Raw genomic sequence first — 19,869 nt, 5'->3', positions numbered from 1 at the left:
AGTGCCCCGTATCGGGTCAAATCTGCGACAATCCCCGCTTTGTCCCCTCGAGCAGACCCCGCGTAGCTGATGACCGCCGAATCGCCCTCCATCGACCAGCTGTTGAAAAACCTCGATCAAGCCGAAAGCCGCGAGCGTCATCGCCTGCGTCGGCAGTTGCACGAACTGCGCAAGCACCCCGACGAGGCCCGGCTGGGGCAGTGGCTGGAGCGTTTCCAGGCGTCCTGCGCGCGGGTCGAGGCACGTCGGCGCAGCGTGCCCGCCATCCGCTATGACGACAACCTGCCCATCGCCGCCAAACGTGATGAAATCAAGGCCGCCTTGCTCAAGCACCAAGTGCTGGTAATCGCCGGCGAGACCGGCTCGGGCAAGACCACCCAGTTGCCGAAGATCTGCCTGGAGATCGGCCGTGGCCAGCATGGCCTGATCGGCCATACCCAGCCGCGACGCATCGCGGCACGCAGCGTCGCCAGCCGGGTGGCCGAGGAGCTGGGCACGCCGCTGGGCTCGCTGGTCGGCTACCAGGTGCGTTTCGAGGACCAGAGCGACGAGAACACCCTGGTCAAGCTGATGACCGACGGCATCCTGCTCGCCGAGACGCAGAACGACCGCTTCCTGGAGCGCTACGACACCCTCATCGTCGACGAAGCCCACGAGCGCAGCCTGAACATCGATTTCCTGCTCGGCTACCTGAAGACCCTGCTGCCGCGCCGCCCGGACCTCAAGGTCATCATCACCTCGGCGACCATCGACCTGCAGCGCTTCTCCGAGCACTTCAACGACGCTCCGATCATCGAAGTGTCCGGGCGCACCTTCCCAGTCGAAACCTGGTACCGACCGCTGACCAGCGAGCAGGACGAAGAGGGTAACAGTGTCGAGGAAGACCTCACCGTCGACCAGGCGATCCTCGCCACCCTCGACGAACTGGCCGCCCATGAGCGCAGCGAGCGCAAGAACCCCGGCGACGTGCTGGTGTTCCTGCCCGGCGAGCGTGAGATTCGCGACGCCGCCGAGGTGCTGCGCAAGGCCCAGCTCAAGCACACCGAGATCCTGCCGCTGTACGCACGGCTGACCCCGGCCGAACAGCAGCGCATCTTCCAGCCGCATGCCGGGCGTCGCGTGGTACTGGCCACCAACGTTGCGGAAACCTCGCTGACCGTACCGGGCATTCGCTACGTGATCGACACCGGCACCGCGCGCATCAGCCGCTACAGCTACCGTGCCAAAGTCCAGCGCCTGCCCATCGAGGCGGTGTCGCAGGCCAGCGCCAACCAGCGCAAGGGCCGCTGCGGGCGGGTCGAGCCGGGTATCTGCGTGCGGCTGTACAGCGAAGAGGATTTTCTGTCGCGACCCGAATTCACCGACCCGGAGATTCTGCGCACCAACCTGGCGGCGGTGATCCTGCAGATGCTGCACCTGCGCCTGGGTGATATCAGTGCCTTTCCGTTCATCGAGCCGCCAGACGGCAAGGCGGTCAGCGACGGCTTCAACCTGTTGCAGGAGCTGTCGGCGGTCAACCGTGAGAACCAGCTCACCCCGTTGGGCCGCCAGCTGGCACGCCTGCCGGTGGACCCGCGCATGGGCCGCATGCTGCTCGAGGCTGCCAGGCTGGGCAGCCTGCAGGAAGTGCTGATCGTCGCCAGCGCGCTGTCGGTGCAGGACGTGCGCGAGCGGCCCCCAGAGCGCCAGCAGGCCGCCGACCAGGCGCACGCGCAATGGAAGGACGCCGACTCGGATTTCGCCGCGCTGGTCAACCTGTGGCGCGGTTTCGAAGAGCAGCGCCAGGCGCTAACCTCCAGCCCGCTGCGCAACTGGTGCCGCCGCAATTTCCTCAATTACCTGCGCTTGCGTGAATGGCGCGATGCGCACCGGCAGCTGACGCTGATCTGTCGCGACCTCAAGCTGCCGATCAACCCGGAGCCGGCCGATTACCCGAAATTCCACAAGGCGATCCTCTCCGGACTGCTCAGCCAGATCGGCCAGAAGACCGAAGAGGGCGACTACCTCGGCGCCCGCCAGCGGCGTTTCTGGATTCACCCGTCATCCGGCCTGGGCCGCAAGCGCCCGCAATGGGTGATGGCCGGTGAGCTGGTCGAAACCACCAAGCTGTATGCGCGCATGGTGGCGAAGATCGACGTCGACTGGATCGAGCCGCTGGCCGGGCACCTGGTGAAGAAGAACCACTTCGAACCGCACTGGGAGAAGAAGCGTGGCCAGGTCGTGGCGTTCGAGCAGATCACTCTGTACGGGCTGATCGTGGTCGGTCGCCGCCCGGTGCATTACGGGCCGATCGACCCGCCGGTGTCGCGTGAGCTGTTCATCCGCGAGGGCCTGGTGCGCGGCGACATCAACTCCCGTGCCCGCTGCCTGAGCGCCAACGCACGCCTGCTGGAGCAGCTCGACGAACTCGAAGCCAAGGCGCGGCGCCGCGATATTCTCGCCGACGAAGAAACCCTCTACGCCTTCTATGAAGCGCGCCTGCCCGCCGAAATCCACCAGACCGCGACCTTCGACGCCTGGTACCGCATGGGCAGCCAGAAGGACCCGCAGTTGCTGATCATGCGCGAGGAAGACGTGTTGGCCCGCGAGGCCAAGGAAGTCACCGCCGCGCAGTACCCCGACAGCCTGCGCCTGGGCGAACTGAGCCTGCCGCTGAGCTACCACTTCGAACCCAATCACCCGCGCGACGGTGTGACCCTGCGCGTGCCGGCGCCGCTGTTGCCGTCGTTGCCGGGTGAGCGTCTGGAGTGGCTGGTGCCGGGCCTGCTGGAGGCCAAGTGCATTGCCCTGGTGCGCAACCTGCCCAAGGCGATCCGCAAGAACTTCGTGCCGGTGCCGGACTTCGTCAAGGCGGCGTTGCAGCGCATCAGCTTCGGCCAGGGCTCCTTGCCTCAGGCGCTGGGTCACGAGCTGCTGCGCATGACCGGTGCGCGGGTGCCGGACGAAGCCTGGAGCGAGGCCGCCGCACAGGTCGAGAGCCACCTGCGCATGAACCTCGAAGTGGTCGATGGCAGCGGCAAGTTCCTCGGCGAAGGTCGTGACCTCGATGTCCTCAACGCACGCTTCGCCGAAGCCGGGCAGGCCGCCCTGGCCGTGCCGCAGGGCGCCAGGAGCCAGCAGCCGGTGGAGGCCAAGGGTTTTGCCAAGGTCGAGGAAAAGACCCAGCAGAAGGTCGCCGGGCTGTCGATGACCGTCTACCCGGCGCTGGTCGAGGAGGGCGGCACCGTCAAGGAGGGGCGCTTCTCGACTCAGGCCGAAGCCGAATACCAGCACCGGCGGGCCTTGCAGCGCCTGCTGTTGCAGCAACTGGGCGACACCGCCAAGTTCCTGCGCGGCAAGCTGCCGGGGCAGACCGAACTGGCGCTGCTGTATCGCGAACTGGGGCGGGTCGAGTCGCTGGTCGAAGACATCCTGCTGGCCAGCCTCGACAGCTGCGTGCTGGAAGGCGAGACGCAACTGCCCCGTGACGGCGCGGGCCTGGCGTCGCTGGCCGAGCGCAAGCGTGGCGACTGGGCGGAACATGCCGAGCGCCTGGCGCGCCTGACCCTGGAGATCCTCAAGCTGTGGCACGGCCTGCAGAAGTGCTTCAAGGGCAAGATCGACCTGGCCCGCGCCGTGGCGCTCAACGACATCAAGGCTCAGCTCGGCCGCCTGGTGTACCCAGGCTTCGTGCGCGAGACCCCGGCCCAGTGGCTCAAGGAATTGCCGCGCTACCTCAAGGCCATCGAACTGCGCCTGGAGAAGCTCCCGGCGCAGTTGCAGAAGGACCGGGTGTGGAGCATCGAGCTGGGCGAGCTTTGGGCGCAGTACCAGGCACGCGCCGACAAGCACGCCCAGGAGGGCAAGCGCGATGCCGAGCTGAGCACCTGGCGCTGGTGGCTGGAGGAATACCGCGTTTCGCTATTCGCTCAGCAATTGGGCACGCGCATTCCGGTGTCCGACAAACGGTTGAGCAAGCAGTGGAGCCAGGTGCAAGGCTGACAGGTAGCGCCTTGGGCCGAATGCGGGCGCGATAGCGCCCGGTCGCGGCGCTATGGCACACTTCGGCACTTGCAGGCGTTGGCTGGCGATTGCCGGCCGCCCAGGGACGGGTGCTGTGAAACGGCGCATGGATCTGAATTGGTACGCGGGTTCCAGTTTGCTGGGCTGGCGTGAACCAAACCACTAACAAGAGAGGAACGATCGTGCATAACGTCGTCATCAGCGGCACAGGCCTGTTTACCCCGGCCCAGAGCATTTCCAACGAAGAGCTGGTGCAGTCCTTCAACACCTGGGTGGCGCAGTTCAACCAGGAAAACGCCGACGCCATCGCGCGTGGCGAGGTCCAGGCCCAGGCCGAATCCGATGCCGCCTTCATCGAGAAGGCTTCGGGAATCAAGAGCCGTTTCGTTCTGGACAAGCAGGGCATCCTCGACCCGCAACGCATGAAACCCTACCTGCCCGAGCGCAGCGACGACCAGCCGTCGATTCTCTGCGAAATGGGCGTGGCGGCCGCGCGCCAGGCGCTGGAGCGCGCCGGCAAGACTCCGGCGGACATCGACGGGGTGATCGTCGCCTGCTCCAACCTGCAGCGCGCCTACCCGGCGATTTCCATCGAGATTCAGGCCGCGCTGGGTATCCAGGGCTATGGCTTCGACATGAACGTGGCGTGCTCGTCGGCGACCTTTGGCGTGCAGGCCGCGTGCAACAGCGTGCAGCTCGGCCAGGCCCGGGCGCTGCTGGTGATCAACCCGGAAGTGTGCACCGCGCACCTGAACTTCCGTGACCGCGACAGCCATTTCATCTTCGGTGACGCGGCCACCGCGCTGGTGGTCGAACGCGCCGACCTGGCCACCTCCGCCCATCAGTTCGAGATCGTCGGCACGCGGTTGCTGACCCAGTTCTCCAACAACATCCGCAACAACTTCGGCTTCCTCAACCGCGCTGACGAGCAGGGCGTCGGCACGCCAGACAAACTGTTCGTCCAGGAAGGCCGCAAGGTGTTCCGCGAGGTGTGCCCGATGGTCGCCGAACTGATCGCTGCCCACCTGCAGGACAGCGGCCTGAACGTCAGCGACGTGCAGCGCTTCTGGCTGCACCAGGCCAACCTGAGCATGAACCATCTGATCGTCAAGAAGCTGCTGGGTCGTGAAGCCTCTGCCGAGGAGGCGCCGGTGATCCTGGACACCTACGCCAACACCAGTTCGGCCGGTTCGGTGATCGCCTTCCACAAGCATCAGGACGACCTGCCCACCGGCGCGCTGGGCGTGCTCAGCTCGTTCGGTGCCGGCTATTCGATCGGCAGTGTGATCCTGCGCAAGCGCTGATCGCTGCAACAGGTTGGTATATGCCTCGCAAAAAAACCGAGCGTCTGGGTATCGTCGGATGATGGGGAACGATACACAGGCGCCCGGTTTTAACGGCTGGCCAGCGGCAGGCCAGGGCGGCCTGCCGTTGCGGCATTTTTAGAACTTGGCTTCCACGTCCAGTTGCAGGGTGTTGGCATCGGCGTCGCGCGGGCTGCTGGCCGTGGCGAAGTCGGCCTTGGTCAGGAAGTAGGTGGCGCCCACCGAGAAGTTCTTGTCGATGTCGTAACCGATCTTCAGCTTGTGGCCGCGCGAACCGGTGGTGCCGTTGGCGAAGTCGGAGTCGGTGAAGGCACCCACCACGGCGTTACGCTGGGTATCGCGGTAGTTGTAGTCGAACTTCAGGTCGTAGAACTTGGTCTTGAAGCCGGCCAGCCAGGCGGTGTCGTGGCCGTCGGTGGACTCGTCGTTGACCACGTACTGGCCGTACAGCGACAGCGGCATTGGCAGGCCACCGATGTCGATCTGGCCGAAGCCTTCGTACAGGCGGAATTCGGTGCTGGTGTTGCCGTTGACGCGCAGGGCTGCGCTGTCCTTGTCGTTGTCGTAACCGTAGACGCTGCCGCCCAGGGTCAGTTTCAGGTTGTCGGTGGCCTTGAAGTTGGCGCCCAACTGGCCCGAGTACAGACGCAGGTCGTGGCGGAACTGGGTGCCTTCGCCGTCGATGTTGTCCTTCAGGGTGAAGTGGCCAGCGCTGCCGAACAGCTTCAGGCTGTCGTTGACCGGGAAGCTGTAGGTGGCGGCCAGGCCTTCCGGGTTGATGTCGCTGTCCCAGATGATGTCGCCCATGCTTTCCCAAGGCTGGTTCATCTTGCCGCCGATCAGCGACAGGCCCTTGATGGCGGTCGGGTGGTAGTCGATGTAGCCCAGGTCTAGCCACAGGTCTTTCTTGACGAAGTAGTTGTCCAGGTCCTGGTTGGTGGAGCGCGCGTCGTTGTTGCCGCCGGTGGCGATACGGATACCGGTGCTGACCTGCGGGTTGATCTCGGTGTAGGCACCCAGGCGGGCACGGATACGCTGGCGATCCTTGTCCTGGGCGTTGGTCTGGCCGTCGATCTTGACGGTCTCGTGACGGAAGCGCACGTCACCCTTGAACTGGGTCTTGGCGGCCCAGGCCAGCTTCTTCTCGAAATCGCTCTGTGCGGCCGAAGACTTGGCCGCGGTGGCAGCGGCTTGTTGATCCTTGGCCAGCTCGGTTTGCAGTTCGTTGTACTGGGCCTGAGTGATCGAGCCGTTGGCTTTCAGCATCTCCAGCAGTTTGGCGTCGACTGCGGCATGGGCCGGAACACTCAGGGCCAATACCAGGCCGCCACACAGGGCCGCTGCAGTACGAGTGGAAACAGAACGCATAATGATCTCCAAGACGGTTGCGCCAGTGCTCGCCGGCGCGCAGGACATCCCAATCGGGATAAGGTTCAAGGTTTTGCAACCGGTTCTAAAAACAGGCGCCAGTATTACTGTCGGGTATTACAGAAAAGTGGCGAAGTGATGGCGCGTGAATGACGATCCTGTTGCACTTTTTCGTCTAGAAGGCCCGAGATAGAGCGTTCGGCGTAGTTTGGGCGGGACGCCGGGCGATGGATGGGTGATACTGGCAGCCTTGTCCGTAGCCCGGAGCACGCCGATGCCTGTACATGTGGTCGATAGCCTGAAGGCGGTTTCAGCCGAGCGTTGGGATGCCCTTTTGGCGGATGAACAGCCATTCCTGCGGCACGCCTTTCTCGCCAGCCTGGAAGACAGCGGCAGCCTGGGTGCAGGGACAGGCTGGCAGGCCGAGCACCTGCTGTTCGAGGACGCCGGCCAGCTGCGCGCGGCCATGCCGGCGTACCGCAAGTGGCACTCCTACGGCGAGTATGTCTTCGACCATGGCTGGGCCAATGCCTGCCGCCGCGCCGGTATCGGCTACTACCCCAAGCTGCTCGCCGCCGTGCCGTTCAGCCCGGTGAGCGGGGCACGCATCCTGGCCAGCAGTGCCGAGGCCGGCGCGACGCTGCTGGAGGGCCTGCCGGCATACCTGCAGGGCGAAGGGCTGTCCAGCGCGCATGTGAACTTCACCGACCCGGCCGCCGATGTCTTGCTTGCCGGGCAGCCTGGCTGGCTGCAGCGCCTGGGCTGCCAGTTCCACTGGCACAACCGGGGCTATCGGGATTTCCAGGACTTTCTCGACACCTTGAGTTCGCGCAAGCGCAAGCAGATGCGCAAGGAGCGCGAGCAGGTGGCGGGGCAGGGCATCGAGTTCGAATGGCTGGGCGGCGCGCAGATGAGCGAAGCGCTATGGGACTTCGTGTATGCCTGCTACAGCAACACCTATGAGGTGCGCGGCCAGGCTCCTTACCTGACCCGCGAGTTCTTCAGCCTGCTGGGCCAGCGCATGCCCGAGGCGATCCGCGTGGTGCTGGCCCGCCAGGGCGCGCGTCCGGTGGCCATGGCTTTCAGCCTGGTCGGCGGAGGTAGCTTCTATGGCCGGTACTGGGGCTGCCTGGCAGAGTTCGACCGCCTGCACTTCGAGACCTGCTTCTACCAGGGCATGGACTACGCCATCGCCCATGGCCTGCAGCGCTTCGACGCCGGGGCGCAGGGCGAGCACAAGCTGATCCGCGGCTTCGAACCGCAGATCACCCATTCCTGGCATTACCTGCTGCATCCGGGCTTGAAAGAGGCGGTGCAGGACTTCCTGGAACAGGAGCGCGTCGGCGTCCTGGCCTACGCCGAGGAGGCCCGCCAGGCATTGCCCTATCGCGCCGAAGGCTGAAGCGGCTCCTGCCGGGCTGGTAGGAGCCGCTTCAGCGGCGATGCGTTCTCGGCAGTGCTCAGTCCACCCCGACGAAACCGCCGGTCTGGTGCCGCCACAGCCGGGCATACAGCCCGCCTTGGGCGAGCAGTTCGGCGTGGCTGCCCATTTCCGCGATGCGTCCCTTGTCCAGCACCACCAGGCGGTCCATGCGCGCGATGGTCGACAGGCGGTGGGCGATGGCGATTACGGTCTTGCCCTGCATCAGGGTTTCCAGGCTTTCCTGAATCGCCGCTTCGACTTCCGAATCCAGCGCCGAGGTGGCTTCGTCCATGATCAGGATCGGAGCGTCCTTGAGCAGCACCCGGGTGATCGCGATGCGCTGGCGCTGGCCGCCTGACAGCTTGACACCGCGCTCGCCCACGTGGGCATCGAAGCCGCTGCGGCCCTGGGCGTCGGACAGCAACGCAATGAACTCTTCGGCGCGGGCGCGGCGCACCGCTTCCCAGAGTTGTTCGTCGCTGGCGTCCGGGTTGCCGTACAGCAGGTTGTCGCGGATCGAGCGGTGCAGCAGCGAGGTGTCCTGGGTGATCATGCCGATCTGCGCCCGCAGGCTTTCCTGGGTCACCTCGGCGATGTCCTGGCCATCGATGAGAATGCGCCCGGCCTGCACGTCGTAGAGGCGCAGCAGCAGGTTCACCAGCGTGGACTTGCCCGCGCCGGAGGGGCCGATCAGGCCGATCTTCTCGCCAGGGCGAATGTCCAGGTCGAGGCCGTGGATGATGCCCTTGCCATTGCCGTAGTGGAAATCCACGCCATCGAAGCGCACGCCGCCCTGGGTGATGCGCAGCTGCTGGGCAGCGGGCTTGTCGGTGACCGCGACCGGCTGCGAGATGCTTTCCAAGCCGTCCTGCACGGTGCCGATGTTCTCGAAGATGCCGTTGACCACCCACATGATCCAGCCCGACATGTTGACGATGCGGATCACCAGGCCAGTGGCCAGGGCGATGGCGCCCATGGAGATCAGCGACTGGGTCCACAACCACAGGGCCAGGCCGGTGGTGCCGGCGATCAGCAGGCCGTTCATGGTGGTGATCGCAGTGTCCATCGCGGTGACCACGCGGCCGGCCAGCTGGGTCTTTTCGTTGCTTTCCTGGATGGCTTCCTGGGCATAGCGCTGTTCGTGGTTGTTGTGGGCGAACAGCTTGAGGGTGGTGATGTTGGTGTAGCCGTCGACGATGCGCCCCATCAGCTTGGAGCGTGCGTCGGAGGCTTGCACCGAGCGTTGCTTGACCCGCGGTACGAAGTACATCAGCGCCAGGATGTAGGCGCCGATCCACAGCACCAGCGGAATCATCAGCCGCCAGTCGGCCTCGGCGAACAGCACCAAGGCGCTGAGCGAGTAGATGAGCACGTGCCACAGCGCATCCATGGCCTGCACCGCCGAGTCGCGCAGCGAGTTGCCGGTCTGCATGATGCGCTGGGCGATGCGCCCGGCGAAGTCGTTCTGGAAGAAGTTGATGCTCTGCTTGAGCACGTAGCGGTGATTCTGCCAGCGGATCAGGCTGGTCATTCCGGGGCTGATGGTCTGGTGCACCAGCAGGTCGTGCAGGCCGACGAACACCGGGCGCAGCAACAGGGTGACCACGGCCATCCAGATCAGCTCGTTGCGGTGCAAGCTGAAGAATTGCGCCGGCGGGGTGTTCTGGGTCAGGTCGATGATGCGGCTCAGGTAGCTGAACAGCGCCACCTCGATGAGCGCCACCACCAGCCCGACCACCAGCAGCGCGGCGAAGCTCGGCCAGACCTGGCGCAGGTAGTGCAAGTAGAAGGGCAGGACCCGGTTGGGTGGGGCGGTGCCGGGGTCATCCCGGAAGATGTCGATGAACTGCTCGAAACGACGATAAAGCATGGGTTCCGGTACCCGCGGGCGGCGGGATCTCCTTGAAGGTGGCGAACGGTCCCGTGCGACCTGCCCCGCAGGGCAGGTCGGCTGCCGATCAGTTCACGCGCTTGGCGGACTTGATCAGGATCGGGTCGACAGGCACGTCTTGCATGCCTTTCTGGCTGGAGGTGCGGGCATTGACGATCTGGTCGACCACGTCCATGCCCTTGACCACCTTGCCGAACACGGCGTAACCGAAGTCACGCACACCGTGGTCGAGCATGGCGTTGTCGTTGGTGTTGATGAAGAACTGGCTGGTCGCCGAGTTGACGCTGGAGGTGCGGGCCATGGCGATGGTGCCGCGCACGTTGTTCAGGCCGTTGTCGGCTTCGTTCTTGATCGGGTCCTGGGTGGGTTTTTGCACCAGGTACTGGTTGAAGCCGCCGCCCTGGACCATGAAGCCGGGGATCACGCGGTGAAAGATGGTGTTGCTGTAGAAGCCGCTGTCGACGTAGGCAAGGAAGTTCTTGGTCGTGATCGGCGCCTTGTCGTCGGCCAGCTCCAGTTCGATCTGGCCGAAGCTAGTGTCGAGCACGACGTGGGTCTTCTTGGCGTCCGCAGCCAGCAGGTTGGCCGAGAACAGCACGGTGCAGGCGGCGAGAGCGAGGTTCTTGAACATGGTCCGGAAGGTCCTTCGGTAATGGTTACGACGGTGGCCGGGTAGGAAACCACAGCCGCTCGGGTGAAACCAGTGTGGCCTGCTTGCCGGGGTTCAGACCGGCTGTGCCTCGATGAATTCCAGCAACGTGCGGTTGAAGGCTTCGGGCTGGTCCAGCGGCGTGGCGTGGCGCGAGTTGTCGATGACCACCAGGCGGGCGCCGGGAATCAGCTTAACGTAGGCCTGCTTGAGCGCCACGGGTGTGTAGTCGCGGTCGGCGGCGACCACCAGGGTCGGACAGGCGATGCGCCCCAGGCGCTCCTGCACGCCCCAGCCGACGATGGCGTCGAAGCTGGCCAGGTAGGCGCGCTTGTCGTTGCGTGCCCAGCGCTCGCTGATCTTGTGGCGCAGTTCGGCCTGGTCGGGGCGCGGGAACAGCAGCTTGCCCAAGGCCTGGCCGAGGGCCTGCATGCTCAGCAGCCGAGCCAGGCTCCAGCGCCGCAGCCACTGCCACAGGTCGTTGAGGCTGCGCACCTTGACCTGCGGGCCGCTGTTGACGATGCACAGGCTCTTGAGCAGCTGTGGCTGGTCCACCGCCAGCTGGAAGCCGACCATGCCGCCCATCGACAGGCCCACCAGATGCACCGGTCCCAGGTGCAGGTGCTCGATCAGCGCTTCGACGTCGGCCGCAAAGCCCTTGATGCTGTAGCGCTCACGGGGTTTATCGGAGCGGCCGTGGCCGCGCAGGTCGAGGGTGATGACCCGGTGCCGGGCGGCCAGTGCCGGAATCTGGTATTCCCAGTCCTGGCCGCTGGAACCCAGGCCGTGCAGCAGCAGGATCGGCGCGCCCTGGCCGGAGGCCTGCTGGCCATATTCCTGATAGTGCAGCGAACAGCCGTCATGTTCGAAAAAAGCCATGCGTGACTCCTGTCAGGCTTGGGGTGGTGCCGCGAATGGCGCATCCAGCGGCGCGGTGTCGAAGTTGCGGATCAGCTCGATGAGGATCTGGGTTGCCGGGCCCATCGGTTTGTCCTTGGAGGAGTAAAGATAGAACGCCGGGCTGCGGCTGCCGCCTTTTTCCAGTGGCAGGGGCTTGAGCACACCTTCGCGCAGCTCGCGCTGGATCATGTGTCGTGGCAGCCAGCCGAAGCCCAGGCCGCTGCTGATGAAGGTGGCGGCCGTGCCCAGGCTGCCCACCGTCCAGCGTTGCTCTGCGCCCAGCCAGCCGACGTCGCGGGGTTGCTGGCGCCCGGAGTCGCGGATTACCACCTGCAGCTGGGTTTCCAGGTCCTGGAAGGTCAGCTCGCGGTTGAGCTTGTGCAGGGCATGTTCAGGGTGGGCCACGGCGACGAATTCCACGGTGCTGATTTCGGTGCCCAGGTGGCCGGCGATGTTCAGGCTGCTGATCGCCAGGTCAGCCATGCCTTCGAGCAGCACTTCCTCGACCCCGGACAACACCTCTTCGCGCAGGCGCACCCGGCAGCCGCGGCTCTGCGGCATGAACGCGGTAAGGGCGCGCACGATGCGTGCGGTGGGGTAGGCGGCATCCACCACCAGGCGTACCTCGGCTTCCCAGCCCTGTTCCATGTGGTGGGCGAGGTCTTCCAGCTGGCTGGCCTGTTTGATCAGCTGGCGCGAGCGGCGCAGCAGCACTTCGCCGGCCTCGGTGAGCACTGCCTTGCGCCCGTCGATGCGCAGCAGCGGTACGCCGAGCTGTTCCTGCATGCGCGCCACGGTGTAGCTGACCGACGACTGCGAGCGGTGCATGGCGTCGGCGGCCTGGGCGAAGCCGCCGTGGTCGACCACGGCCTGCAGGGTACGCCATTGGTCCAGGGTCACGCGGGGGGCTTTCATCGACGGATTCTCCAGAGAGGGCTATCGTCCGCTCATCACATCCCCCTGCGGAGACTACCGATGAAGCGGACCTGTTATCTGTTGCTGGCCTTGCTGCCGAGCGTGGCGCTGGCGTACCCGATCGAGGTGCAGAAGCGCACGCCGGGGGTGCAGGTGGACTACCGCAGCCACGACACCTTTCATGACACCGGCTCCATCACCCTGAACAACTACGGCCAGGTCGACGCAAGCTGCCGGGTGGAGTTCAACAACGGCCCCGAGGCACCACGCCTGCGCCGCGTGCAGGTCAAGGCCGGGGAAAGCCTGGACGTGGTGGCGAAGTTCACTCGCAGCATCATCAAGTTGCGCATCAAGCTCGAGTGCGAGCCAGCGAGCTGAAGCCTAAACCAATTGACCTGATTATTCGATGGATCGAAGCAGATTTTTGCGCTTTTTCATGATCGATTCGATGATTAAAGTGGCCTCCATCAACTCAACGCCGCCGGCTTCCAGGCTGCGCAGCGGGTGAAACGCCTGAATGGCTTCCCCCTGACGCATGCCGAGCCGCCCTCGAACAGATGGAGTAGAACATGTCCCGCGTATTGATCGTCGAAAGCAGCGCCCGTCAGGAAGGCTCGGTGTCGCGCCAGCTCACCCGCCAGTTCATCGAGCAGTGGAAAACCGCTCACCCGGCCGACACCCTCACCGTGCGTGACCTGGCGCTGGACCCTGTGCCGCACCTGGATGCCACCCTGCTGGGCGGCTGGATGAAGCCCGACGAGCAGCGCAGCACCACCGAGCAGGCCGCGCTGGAGCGCTCCAACGTGCTGACCGACGAGCTGCTGGCCGCCGATGTCCTGGTACTGGGCGCCCCCATGTACAACTTCGCCATCCCCAGCACCCTCAAGGCCTGGTTCGACCATGTGCTGCGTGCCGGCGTGACCTTCAAGTACGGTGAAACCGGCCCGCAGGGCCTGCTGACCGGCAAGCGTGCCATCGTGCTGACCGCCCGTGGCGGCCTGTACACCGGCGGCGCCATGGACCATCAGGAACCCTACGTGCGCCAGGTACTGGGCTTCATCGGTATCCACGACGTGACCTTCGTGCACGCCGAAGGCTTGAACATGGGTGAGGAATTCAGCGCCAAGGGCCTGAGCCAGGCCCAGGCACAGCTGGCCGAGATCGCCTGATCATTGCATTACCCGCTTCACGCTCTCTCTTCCCGTTCGCGCCCCTGGGTGGGCGCCCGACCCGGCAAGCGCTGCTCCGCGCTGCCGGGTTTTCTTTTGTGCGCGCCATTCTGGAATAGCGGTTCGCGGCGCAGCCGCGCCTACCGGATGAACTCACCGCGGTGGCGGCACGAACGGCTGGGACCGGCTTCAGCCGGGATGGCGGTGGTAGGGCTTTGGCGGTTGAAGCTGCTCGCCATGACAGTGTTATGGACAGCGTCGCGCACGAACCGCTAAGGTCGCCTCCGTTCAATTGGGGGCCTGCATGAACTATCTACTTATCGTTACGCTGATCCAGGCGTTTTCCTTCAGCCTGATCGGTGTCTATCTGGCCGGTCATGTCGACAGTTACCTGGCGGTGCTGATTCGTGTGCTGCTGGCCGGTCTGGTGTTCATTCCCCTGACGCGCTGGCGCCAGGTCGAGCCGGGGTTCATGCGCGGCATGTTGCTGATTGGCGCGCTGCAGTTCGGTATCACCTATGTGTGCCTGTACCTGAGCTTCCGGGTGCTGACCGTGCCCGAGGTGCTGCTGTTCACCATCCTCACCCCGTTGCATGTGACCCTCATCGAAGATGCGCTGAACCGACGTTTCAACCCCTGGGCACTGCTGGCCGCGGTGGTGGCGGTGCTGGGCGCCGGGGTGATCCGCTACGACGGGCTGGATGGTGATTACCTGGGCGGCTTCCTGCTGCTGCAATTGGCCAATTTCACTTATGCCGCCGGGCAGGTGCTGTACCGTCACCTGACTGCGCGCTACCCCAGCGACCTGCCGGACTATCGGCGTTTCGGCTACTTCTTCGTCGGGGCGTTGCTGGTCGTGCTGCCGGCGTTTCTGGCCTTCGGCAATCCGCAGCGCCTGCCGGACGCGCCGCAGCAGTGGCTGGTGCTGGTGTTCCTCGGCCTGTGCTCCACCGCGCTGGCGATGTACTGGTGGAACAAGGGCGCGTGCCTGGTGCCGGTGGGCACCCTGGCAGCGATGGGCAACCTGCACGTGCCGTTGGGCTTGCTGATCAACCTGCTGATCTGGAACCGTCACGAGGACCTGGGCAGGTTGCTGGTAGGAGGGCTGGTGATCGTCGCGTCGATCTGGATCGGTCGCCTCGGAGCCCGCCGTGAAGGCCTCACGGCGGGCTGAGGTGCATCAGCGGTAGCGTTCGAGCCAGTGCGCGTAAGGGGCGGGCAGGGTCCAGGAGGCTTTGTCCACGCCCAGCTGCTTGGCGGCAAAGTACGCCCAGTGCGGGTCGGCCAGGTGCGCGCGGCCTACCGATACCAGGTCTAGCTGGCCGTTCTGCACGGCGGCCTGGGCTAGTTGCGGGTCGCCGAAGCCCCAGGCCGAAGTCACTGGAATGTCCGCCTCGCGGCGTACCTGCTCGGCGATCGGGCCGAGGAACGCCGGCCCCCATGGAATCTCGGTCTCGGCAATGGTGAAGCCGATGCTGACACTCAGCAGGTCCAGGCCACCGGCCTTGAAGCGCCGCGCCAGTTCGATGGACTCGGCCAGGGTCTGCTCGTCGCGACCGTCGTATTCGATCACCCCGAAGCGCGCGGTCAGCGGCAGGTTCTCCGGCCACACCTCACGCACTGCCGCCAGGGTTTCCAGCAGGAAGCGGCTGCGATTGTCGAAGCTGCCACCATAGGCGTCGGTGCGCTGGTTGCTGTGCTCGGAGAAGAAGCTCTGGCCCAGGTAACCGTGGGCGAAGTGCAGCTCGATCCATTCGAAGCCGGCTTCACGCGCGCGGCGCGCGGCATCCACGAAGTTCTGCTTGACCCGCTGGATGTCGTCCAGGGTCATGGCGCGCGGCACTTTCGGCAGGTGGTGGCCGAAGGCGATGGCCGACGGGGCAATGGTTTCCCAGCCACGCGGGTCATCGCTGGCAATGTGGTCGTCGCCTTCCCAGGGACGGTTGGCGCTGGCCTTGCGACCGGCGTGGGCAATCTGGATACCCGGCACGGCACCGGCAGCCTTGATGGCCTGCACCACGGGAACGAACGCCTGGGCCTGTTCGTCGGTCCATATGCCGGTGCAGCCGGGGGTGATGCGGCCTTCCGGGGCCACGGCGGTGGCTTCCACCACCACCAGGCCGGCGCCGCCACGGGCCATGCTGGCCAGGTGCACGTGGTGCCAGTCGTTGATCAGGCCTTCTTCGGCGGAGTATTGGCACATCGGCGGAATGGCGATGCGATTGCGCAGGGTGACGTCCTTGAGACGGAAGGGTTCGAACAGTGCAGACATACACGACTCCAGTGCGGACGGGTTAATACGATAGTTCGATAGTATTCGAAGTATGGCGAACATTGAACCCCCCCGTTATCATGCCGCCCCATGAGAGGCTTCAAACATCCCACACCCGAAAACTTCATCCTCGAGCGCGTGCTCTACGCGCTGAGCGATCCGGTGCGCATGGAGATCGTGCGTTGCCTGGCCCGGGTCGAAGAGGCCAGCTGCGGCGAACTCGACGGCGGCCGTCCGAAATCCAGCATGTCCCATCACTTTCGGGTGCTGCGCGATGCCGGCCTGGTGCATACCCGCAACGTCGGCACCACGCACATGAACTCCCTTCGGCTGGCCGACATGAACCAGCAGTTTCCCGGCCTGCTGGACGCGATCCTGGCCCACAAACAGGCCTGACGCATACGGCTCGGGGAGCGGCTGAAGCCGCTCCTACCCGGTCTAACTGACCAGTATTGCGGCTAAAGCCTGTCGATCGTATTGACGCTACCCGGCATGTGCCTTGCTTGTGCCTGCGTGGTGCCCTAGGCGATCGAGCCGGGTCAGCCGTGCCTGGCACGCGCTGAGCCGCGTCAATCGGTACTCGCGGGGTACAGGGCCCAGGTCCCGTACCCCGCGTCTTGCGCAGGCTGCGCCATTTCTGCACCGTCAGGGTGCATCTCCCCCAAACGCAAGCGCCCGCCCGGACAGCGTTCGGCTGCGCGGGCAGGACGGCTCATTGCGGTCTGGTGTTCAGTGGGTTGCAGGCGGGAAGTCGACTGCGGTGCGGGCCACATTGTTCAGATAGTTGGTCAGGGTCAGCAGGGCGACCTGGGCGACCACCTCGACGATCCGTGCGTCATCCAGGCCTGCTTGACGTGCCGCGTGCAGTTGCTCATCGCTGATCTGACCGCGTTCCTGCGTCACCGCGCGGGCCAGTGCGGCGACGGCGTCCAGGTTGCCAGCGCGGGCCGCAGCAATGGCGTCGGCATCCAGGCCCGCCTTGGCGCCAAAGTGGCTGTGTGCGGCCAGGCAGTAATCGCAGCCGTTGACTTGCGAGGCCGCCAGCGCCACGACTTCACGTTCGGCGACGCTGAGGCTGCTCTTGCCCATGGCCTGCGCCAGAGCGAGGTAACCATTGAGCGCGGCCGGGGAGTGGGCCAGGGTGGCGAAGGCGTTGGGCAAGAAGCCCAGGCCTTTCTCTACGCCTTGCAAGGCAGGGCGGGCGGCGGCAGGCGCATGGTCGATAGGCAGTGCAGTGAGACGGGGCATGGGGGAATCTCCTTGAAAGACGGACCGTTCAGGCCACAGGAATCGGGTTGTCGACCAGCGACAGGTTGAACTGGTGGATCAGTTCATGCTCGTTCGCCCCCTGGTTGGCGCGCAGGGGCAACACACGGTCGACCAGAACTTCGGTGGTGGCGGTTTCCAGCTTGGCCAGGGTTTCGGTGATGAATTCGTCCAGCGGCATGGCACGCTCGTCACCGCTCTTGTGGATCAGGTCGGTGTCCACCCACGGCGGGGCGATTTCCAGCACCTTGACGCTGCTGTCACGCAGGACGAAGCGTTGCGACAGCGTGTAGGAGTGGATGGCCGCCTTGGTCGCCGAGTACAGCGCCGTGGCGGCCAGCGGCAGGTAGGCCAGCACCGAGCTGTTGTTGATGATGTAGGCCTCGGGCTGCTGCTTGAGGTGTTCGACGAAGGCCGCGCTGACCCGCACAGGCCCCAGCAGGTTGGTCTGCAGCAGGCCGACTGCCTGTTCGTCGTCCAGCTCACCGGAGGCCGGGTTGTCGAAAGGCATGATCCCGGCGTTGTTGATGATCACGTTCAGCGTGGGGTGGCGACGGATCACCTCTTGGGCCACGAGCTTGATCTGCGCCGCGTCGTTGATGTCCAGCTGCACGGTATCCATGCCGGGGTTGGCGCGGGCGATCTCGTCGAGCAGGGCCTGGCGGCGGCCGGCGATGATCACCTGGTTGCCACGCTGGTGGAAGGCTTCGGCCAGGGCGCGACCGATGCCGGAGGTGCCGCCGGTGATGAAAATGGTGTTGGCGCTGAGTTTCATGGTGGTACTCCTGTCAGTGATCAGTTGGCGTTGTAGCGGGGGGCAAGGCGGTTGCTGGACAGCTGCGGCAGCAGCGCCTGGCGGCTGGATTCGAAGGCTTCGAAGGTTTCCAGGTCGTGCATCGACGGAATGGAAAACAACACCCCGGCATCGAAGTCCTGCAGCGCGGCGTCGACCAGGTCGGGGGCCGCCATGACGATGGCCGGGTCGAGGTTTTCCACGGGCAGCCCGCCGGTGGCCCAGAAGTCGGTGGCGGTGGCACCGGGCAGTACCGCCTGGATACGAATGCCTTGCTCGCTCAGCTCGCGGTGCAGCGAGCGGGTGAAGGCGGTGACATAGGCCTTGCTGGCGCCATACACGCCGTTGAGCAGTTCCGGCGCCAGGCTGACGATGGACGAAATATTGATGATCGCGCCCTGCTGGCGGGCGACGAAGCCGGGCACGGCAGCGTAGGTCAGGCGGGTCAGGGCGGTGACGTTGAGCGCGATCATCTCGCCCATGCGCTCCACGTCGCTGCCCAGCAGCGGGGTGTGGGTGCCGATGCCGGCGTTGTTGACCAGCAGGGTGATGCTGGCGTCTTCGCGCAACTTGCGTTCGACGCTGGCCAGCTCGTTGGAGTTGCCGAGGTCGGCGGCGACCACCTCGACGTTGCGGCGGGTCTCGCTGGTCAGGCGCATGGCCAGTTCATTGAGGCGTTCGCGGTTGCGTGCCACCAGAATCAGGTCATAGCCGCGGCGGGCCAGGCGCTCGGCGTAGAGCGCGCCGATGCCGGTGGAAGCGCCGGTGATGAGGGCAGTGCCAAGGTGTGCGGTGGTCATGGTGTGAGGCTCCAGTGGTGGGGACTGGCGCCATGATGCGAAAAAAATGCTGTGTCTCAAATGACGTATAAGGTAGTGTTTCAGGACGTCACTTTTAGGGCTTCATCATGCATCGAGTCGGCTACCTGATTACCGAGGGTTTCCAGGTCATGTCCCTGGCCACCCAGTCCGTTTTCGAATTCGCCAATCTGGTGGCCGGTGAGCCGGTCTATCGGGTGCAGAACTTTTCGGTGGGCGGCGGCACCGTGCGCTCGTCCCTGGGCCTGTGCATCGACACCCAGCCGCTGGAGGCTGCCGGGCTGGCCGACACCTGGATGGTGGTCGGAACCCTGACGCCCCTGACGCCGGCCAGCGAAGAGGTGCTCAACAGCGTGCGCGGCTTCATGCAGCAGGCACGGCGTGTCGCGGGCGTGTGCACCGGCGGGTTCATTCTCGCCGCTGCCGGTGCGCTGGACCGTCGTCGTGCGACCACGCACTGGTCGTTCGCCCGAGCCATGCGCGAGCGCTATCCGCAGGTGGCGGTTGAAGATGATCGGATCTTCATCGTCGATGGCCCGGTATGGACCTCTGCCGGCATGACTGCCGCGCTGGACATGGCCCTGGGCATGGTCGAGAAGGACCTGGGCGCCGACTTGGCGCGCTCGGTGGCGCATCGCCTGGTGATGCACCAGCGCCGTTCCGGTGGGCAGTCGCAGCATTCGGAACTGCTGACCCTGTCGGCCAAGTCAGACCGTATTCAGAGTGCGCTGGAATACGCCCGCCAGCATCTGAGCCTGCCCTTGAGCGTCGAAGAACTCGCCGAGGTGGCGCACCTCAGCCCACGCCAGTTCACCCGGGTATTCACCGCCGAGACCGGCCAGCCACCGGCCAAGGCGATCGAAAAGCTGCGGCTGGAAGGTGCCCGGCTGATGATCGAGCAGACCCGGCACAGCCTGGAAGAAGTGGCCCGGCAGAACGGTTTTCGCGATCGCCGGCACATGCGTGAAGTGTTCATGCGCGGCTTTGGCGTGGCGCCTGCCGCGATTCGCCGGGATGCCAGGCGGGTCAGCTGACTCTTTGACCTGTGGCAGCGAGCTTGCTCGCGAAAAGACCGCCA

At 65.2% G+C, this 19,869-nt stretch carries 18 protein-coding genes; 8 read left to right on the top strand and 10 right to left on the bottom strand.

Going from position 1 to position 19,869, the window contains the following annotated elements:
* Window positions 1-69 precede the first annotated feature (69 nt).
* Window positions 70-3,981, top strand: coding sequence for an ATP-dependent RNA helicase HrpA (gene hrpA / locus RRX38_RS10125; RefSeq protein ID WP_315962406.1), 3,912 nt, complete (start codon window positions 70-72; stop codon window positions 3,979-3,981).
* A gap of 203 nt (window positions 3,982-4,184) precedes the next feature.
* Window positions 4,185-5,306 (top strand): beta-ketoacyl-ACP synthase III, encoded by a 1,122-nt coding sequence (locus RRX38_RS10120; protein WP_315962405.1) that lies wholly within the window; start codon window positions 4,185-4,187, stop codon window positions 5,304-5,306.
* A 138-nt stretch (window positions 5,307-5,444) separates the two neighbouring features.
* Here the strand turns inward: RRX38_RS10120 and RRX38_RS10115 are convergent, their stop codons facing one another.
* Window positions 5,445-6,695, bottom strand: coding sequence for a putative porin (locus tag RRX38_RS10115; RefSeq protein WP_315962404.1), 1,251 nt, complete (start codon window positions 6,693-6,695; stop codon window positions 5,445-5,447).
* Window positions 6,696-6,969: 274 nt separating this feature from the next.
* Here RRX38_RS10115 and RRX38_RS10110 point away from each other — a divergent pair, with 274 nt between their 5' ends.
* Entirely contained in the window at window positions 6,970-8,097 is a 1,128-nt protein-coding gene (locus tag RRX38_RS10110; RefSeq protein ID WP_315962403.1) for a GNAT family N-acetyltransferase, read from the top strand.
* A 58-nt stretch (window positions 8,098-8,155) separates the two neighbouring features.
* Here the strand turns inward: RRX38_RS10110 and RRX38_RS10105 are convergent, their stop codons facing one another.
* The 4 genes from RRX38_RS10105 to RRX38_RS10090 all read right to left on the bottom strand — a co-directional run bounded on the left by RRX38_RS10105 (window position 8,156) and on the right by RRX38_RS10090 (window position 12,473).
* Window positions 8,156-9,988: an ABC transporter ATP-binding protein gene (locus tag RRX38_RS10105; RefSeq protein ID WP_315962402.1), complete on the bottom strand. Its 1,833-nt coding sequence runs from the start codon at window positions 9,986-9,988 to the stop codon at window positions 8,156-8,158.
* An 88-nt stretch (window positions 9,989-10,076) separates the two neighbouring features.
* Window positions 10,077-10,640, bottom strand: a complete 564-nt coding sequence (locus RRX38_RS10100) for a peptidylprolyl isomerase (protein ID WP_295476680.1) — start codon at window positions 10,638-10,640, stop codon at window positions 10,077-10,079.
* A gap of 93 nt (window positions 10,641-10,733) precedes the next feature.
* Window positions 10,734-11,537: an alpha/beta hydrolase gene (locus RRX38_RS10095; RefSeq protein WP_315962401.1), complete on the bottom strand. Its 804-nt coding sequence runs from the start codon at window positions 11,535-11,537 to the stop codon at window positions 10,734-10,736.
* A 12-nt stretch (window positions 11,538-11,549) separates the two neighbouring features.
* A complete protein-coding gene (locus RRX38_RS10090; protein WP_315962400.1) occupies window positions 11,550-12,473 on the bottom strand; it encodes a LysR family transcriptional regulator in 924 nt (307 codons plus the stop codon).
* A gap of 60 nt (window positions 12,474-12,533) precedes the next feature.
* Here RRX38_RS10090 and RRX38_RS10085 point away from each other — a divergent pair, with 60 nt between their 5' ends.
* A complete protein-coding gene (locus RRX38_RS10085) occupies window positions 12,534-12,851 on the top strand; it encodes a 3-phosphoglycerate kinase (RefSeq protein ID WP_295476683.1) in 318 nt (105 codons plus the stop codon).
* A gap of 21 nt (window positions 12,852-12,872) precedes the next feature.
* Here RRX38_RS10085 and RRX38_RS10080 read toward each other — a convergent pair whose 3' ends face one another.
* On the bottom strand, window positions 12,873-13,010 hold the full coding sequence (locus RRX38_RS10080) for a hypothetical protein (protein ID WP_295476684.1): 138 nt from the start codon (window positions 13,008-13,010) through the stop codon (window positions 12,873-12,875).
* A 32-nt stretch (window positions 13,011-13,042) separates the two neighbouring features.
* Here RRX38_RS10080 and RRX38_RS10075 point away from each other — a divergent pair, with 32 nt between their 5' ends.
* Window positions 13,043-13,642, top strand: a complete 600-nt coding sequence (locus tag RRX38_RS10075) for an FMN-dependent NADH-azoreductase (RefSeq protein WP_295476685.1) — start codon at window positions 13,043-13,045, stop codon at window positions 13,640-13,642.
* Between the two features lie 304 nt (window positions 13,643-13,946).
* A complete protein-coding gene (locus RRX38_RS10070) occupies window positions 13,947-14,816 on the top strand; it encodes a carboxylate/amino acid/amine transporter (protein ID WP_315962399.1) in 870 nt (289 codons plus the stop codon).
* Between the two features lie 6 nt (window positions 14,817-14,822).
* Here RRX38_RS10070 and RRX38_RS10065 read toward each other — a convergent pair whose 3' ends face one another.
* Window positions 14,823-15,914 (bottom strand): NADH:flavin oxidoreductase/NADH oxidase, encoded by a 1,092-nt coding sequence (locus tag RRX38_RS10065; RefSeq protein ID WP_315962398.1) that lies wholly within the window; start codon window positions 15,912-15,914, stop codon window positions 14,823-14,825.
* 90 nt (window positions 15,915-16,004) lie between these two features.
* On the opposite strand from RRX38_RS10065, the gene RRX38_RS10060 reads away from it, so the two are divergent.
* A complete protein-coding gene (locus tag RRX38_RS10060) occupies window positions 16,005-16,310 on the top strand; it encodes a helix-turn-helix domain-containing protein (RefSeq protein WP_315962397.1) in 306 nt (101 codons plus the stop codon).
* Window positions 16,311-16,643: 333 nt separating this feature from the next.
* On the opposite strand, the gene RRX38_RS10055 is transcribed toward RRX38_RS10060, so the two are convergent.
* The 3 genes from RRX38_RS10055 to RRX38_RS10045 are packed head-to-tail and all read right to left on the bottom strand — an operon-like array spanning window position 16,644 to window position 18,773.
* Entirely contained in the window at window positions 16,644-17,162 is a 519-nt protein-coding gene (locus RRX38_RS10055) for a peroxidase-related enzyme (RefSeq protein WP_315962396.1), read from the bottom strand.
* A 28-nt stretch (window positions 17,163-17,190) separates the two neighbouring features.
* Window positions 17,191-17,955, bottom strand: a complete 765-nt coding sequence (locus RRX38_RS10050) for an SDR family oxidoreductase (RefSeq protein ID WP_295476690.1) — start codon at window positions 17,953-17,955, stop codon at window positions 17,191-17,193.
* Between the two features lie 20 nt (window positions 17,956-17,975).
* Window positions 17,976-18,773, bottom strand: coding sequence for an SDR family oxidoreductase (locus RRX38_RS10045; protein ID WP_315962395.1), 798 nt, complete (start codon window positions 18,771-18,773; stop codon window positions 17,976-17,978).
* Between the two features lie 107 nt (window positions 18,774-18,880).
* Between RRX38_RS10045 and RRX38_RS10040 the strand changes: the two genes are divergently transcribed.
* On the top strand, window positions 18,881-19,825 hold the full coding sequence (locus tag RRX38_RS10040) for a GlxA family transcriptional regulator (RefSeq protein ID WP_315962394.1): 945 nt from the start codon (window positions 18,881-18,883) through the stop codon (window positions 19,823-19,825).
* Window positions 19,826-19,869 lie beyond the last annotated feature (44 nt).

The sequence above is a fragment of the Pseudomonas sp. DTU_2021_1001937_2_SI_NGA_ILE_001 genome (assembly GCF_032463525.1).
Taxonomy (GTDB): domain Bacteria; phylum Pseudomonadota; class Gammaproteobacteria; order Pseudomonadales; family Pseudomonadaceae; genus Aquipseudomonas.
Note: the sequence above shows the minus strand (reverse complement) of the source record. Positions and strands in the feature narration are given on the sequence as shown.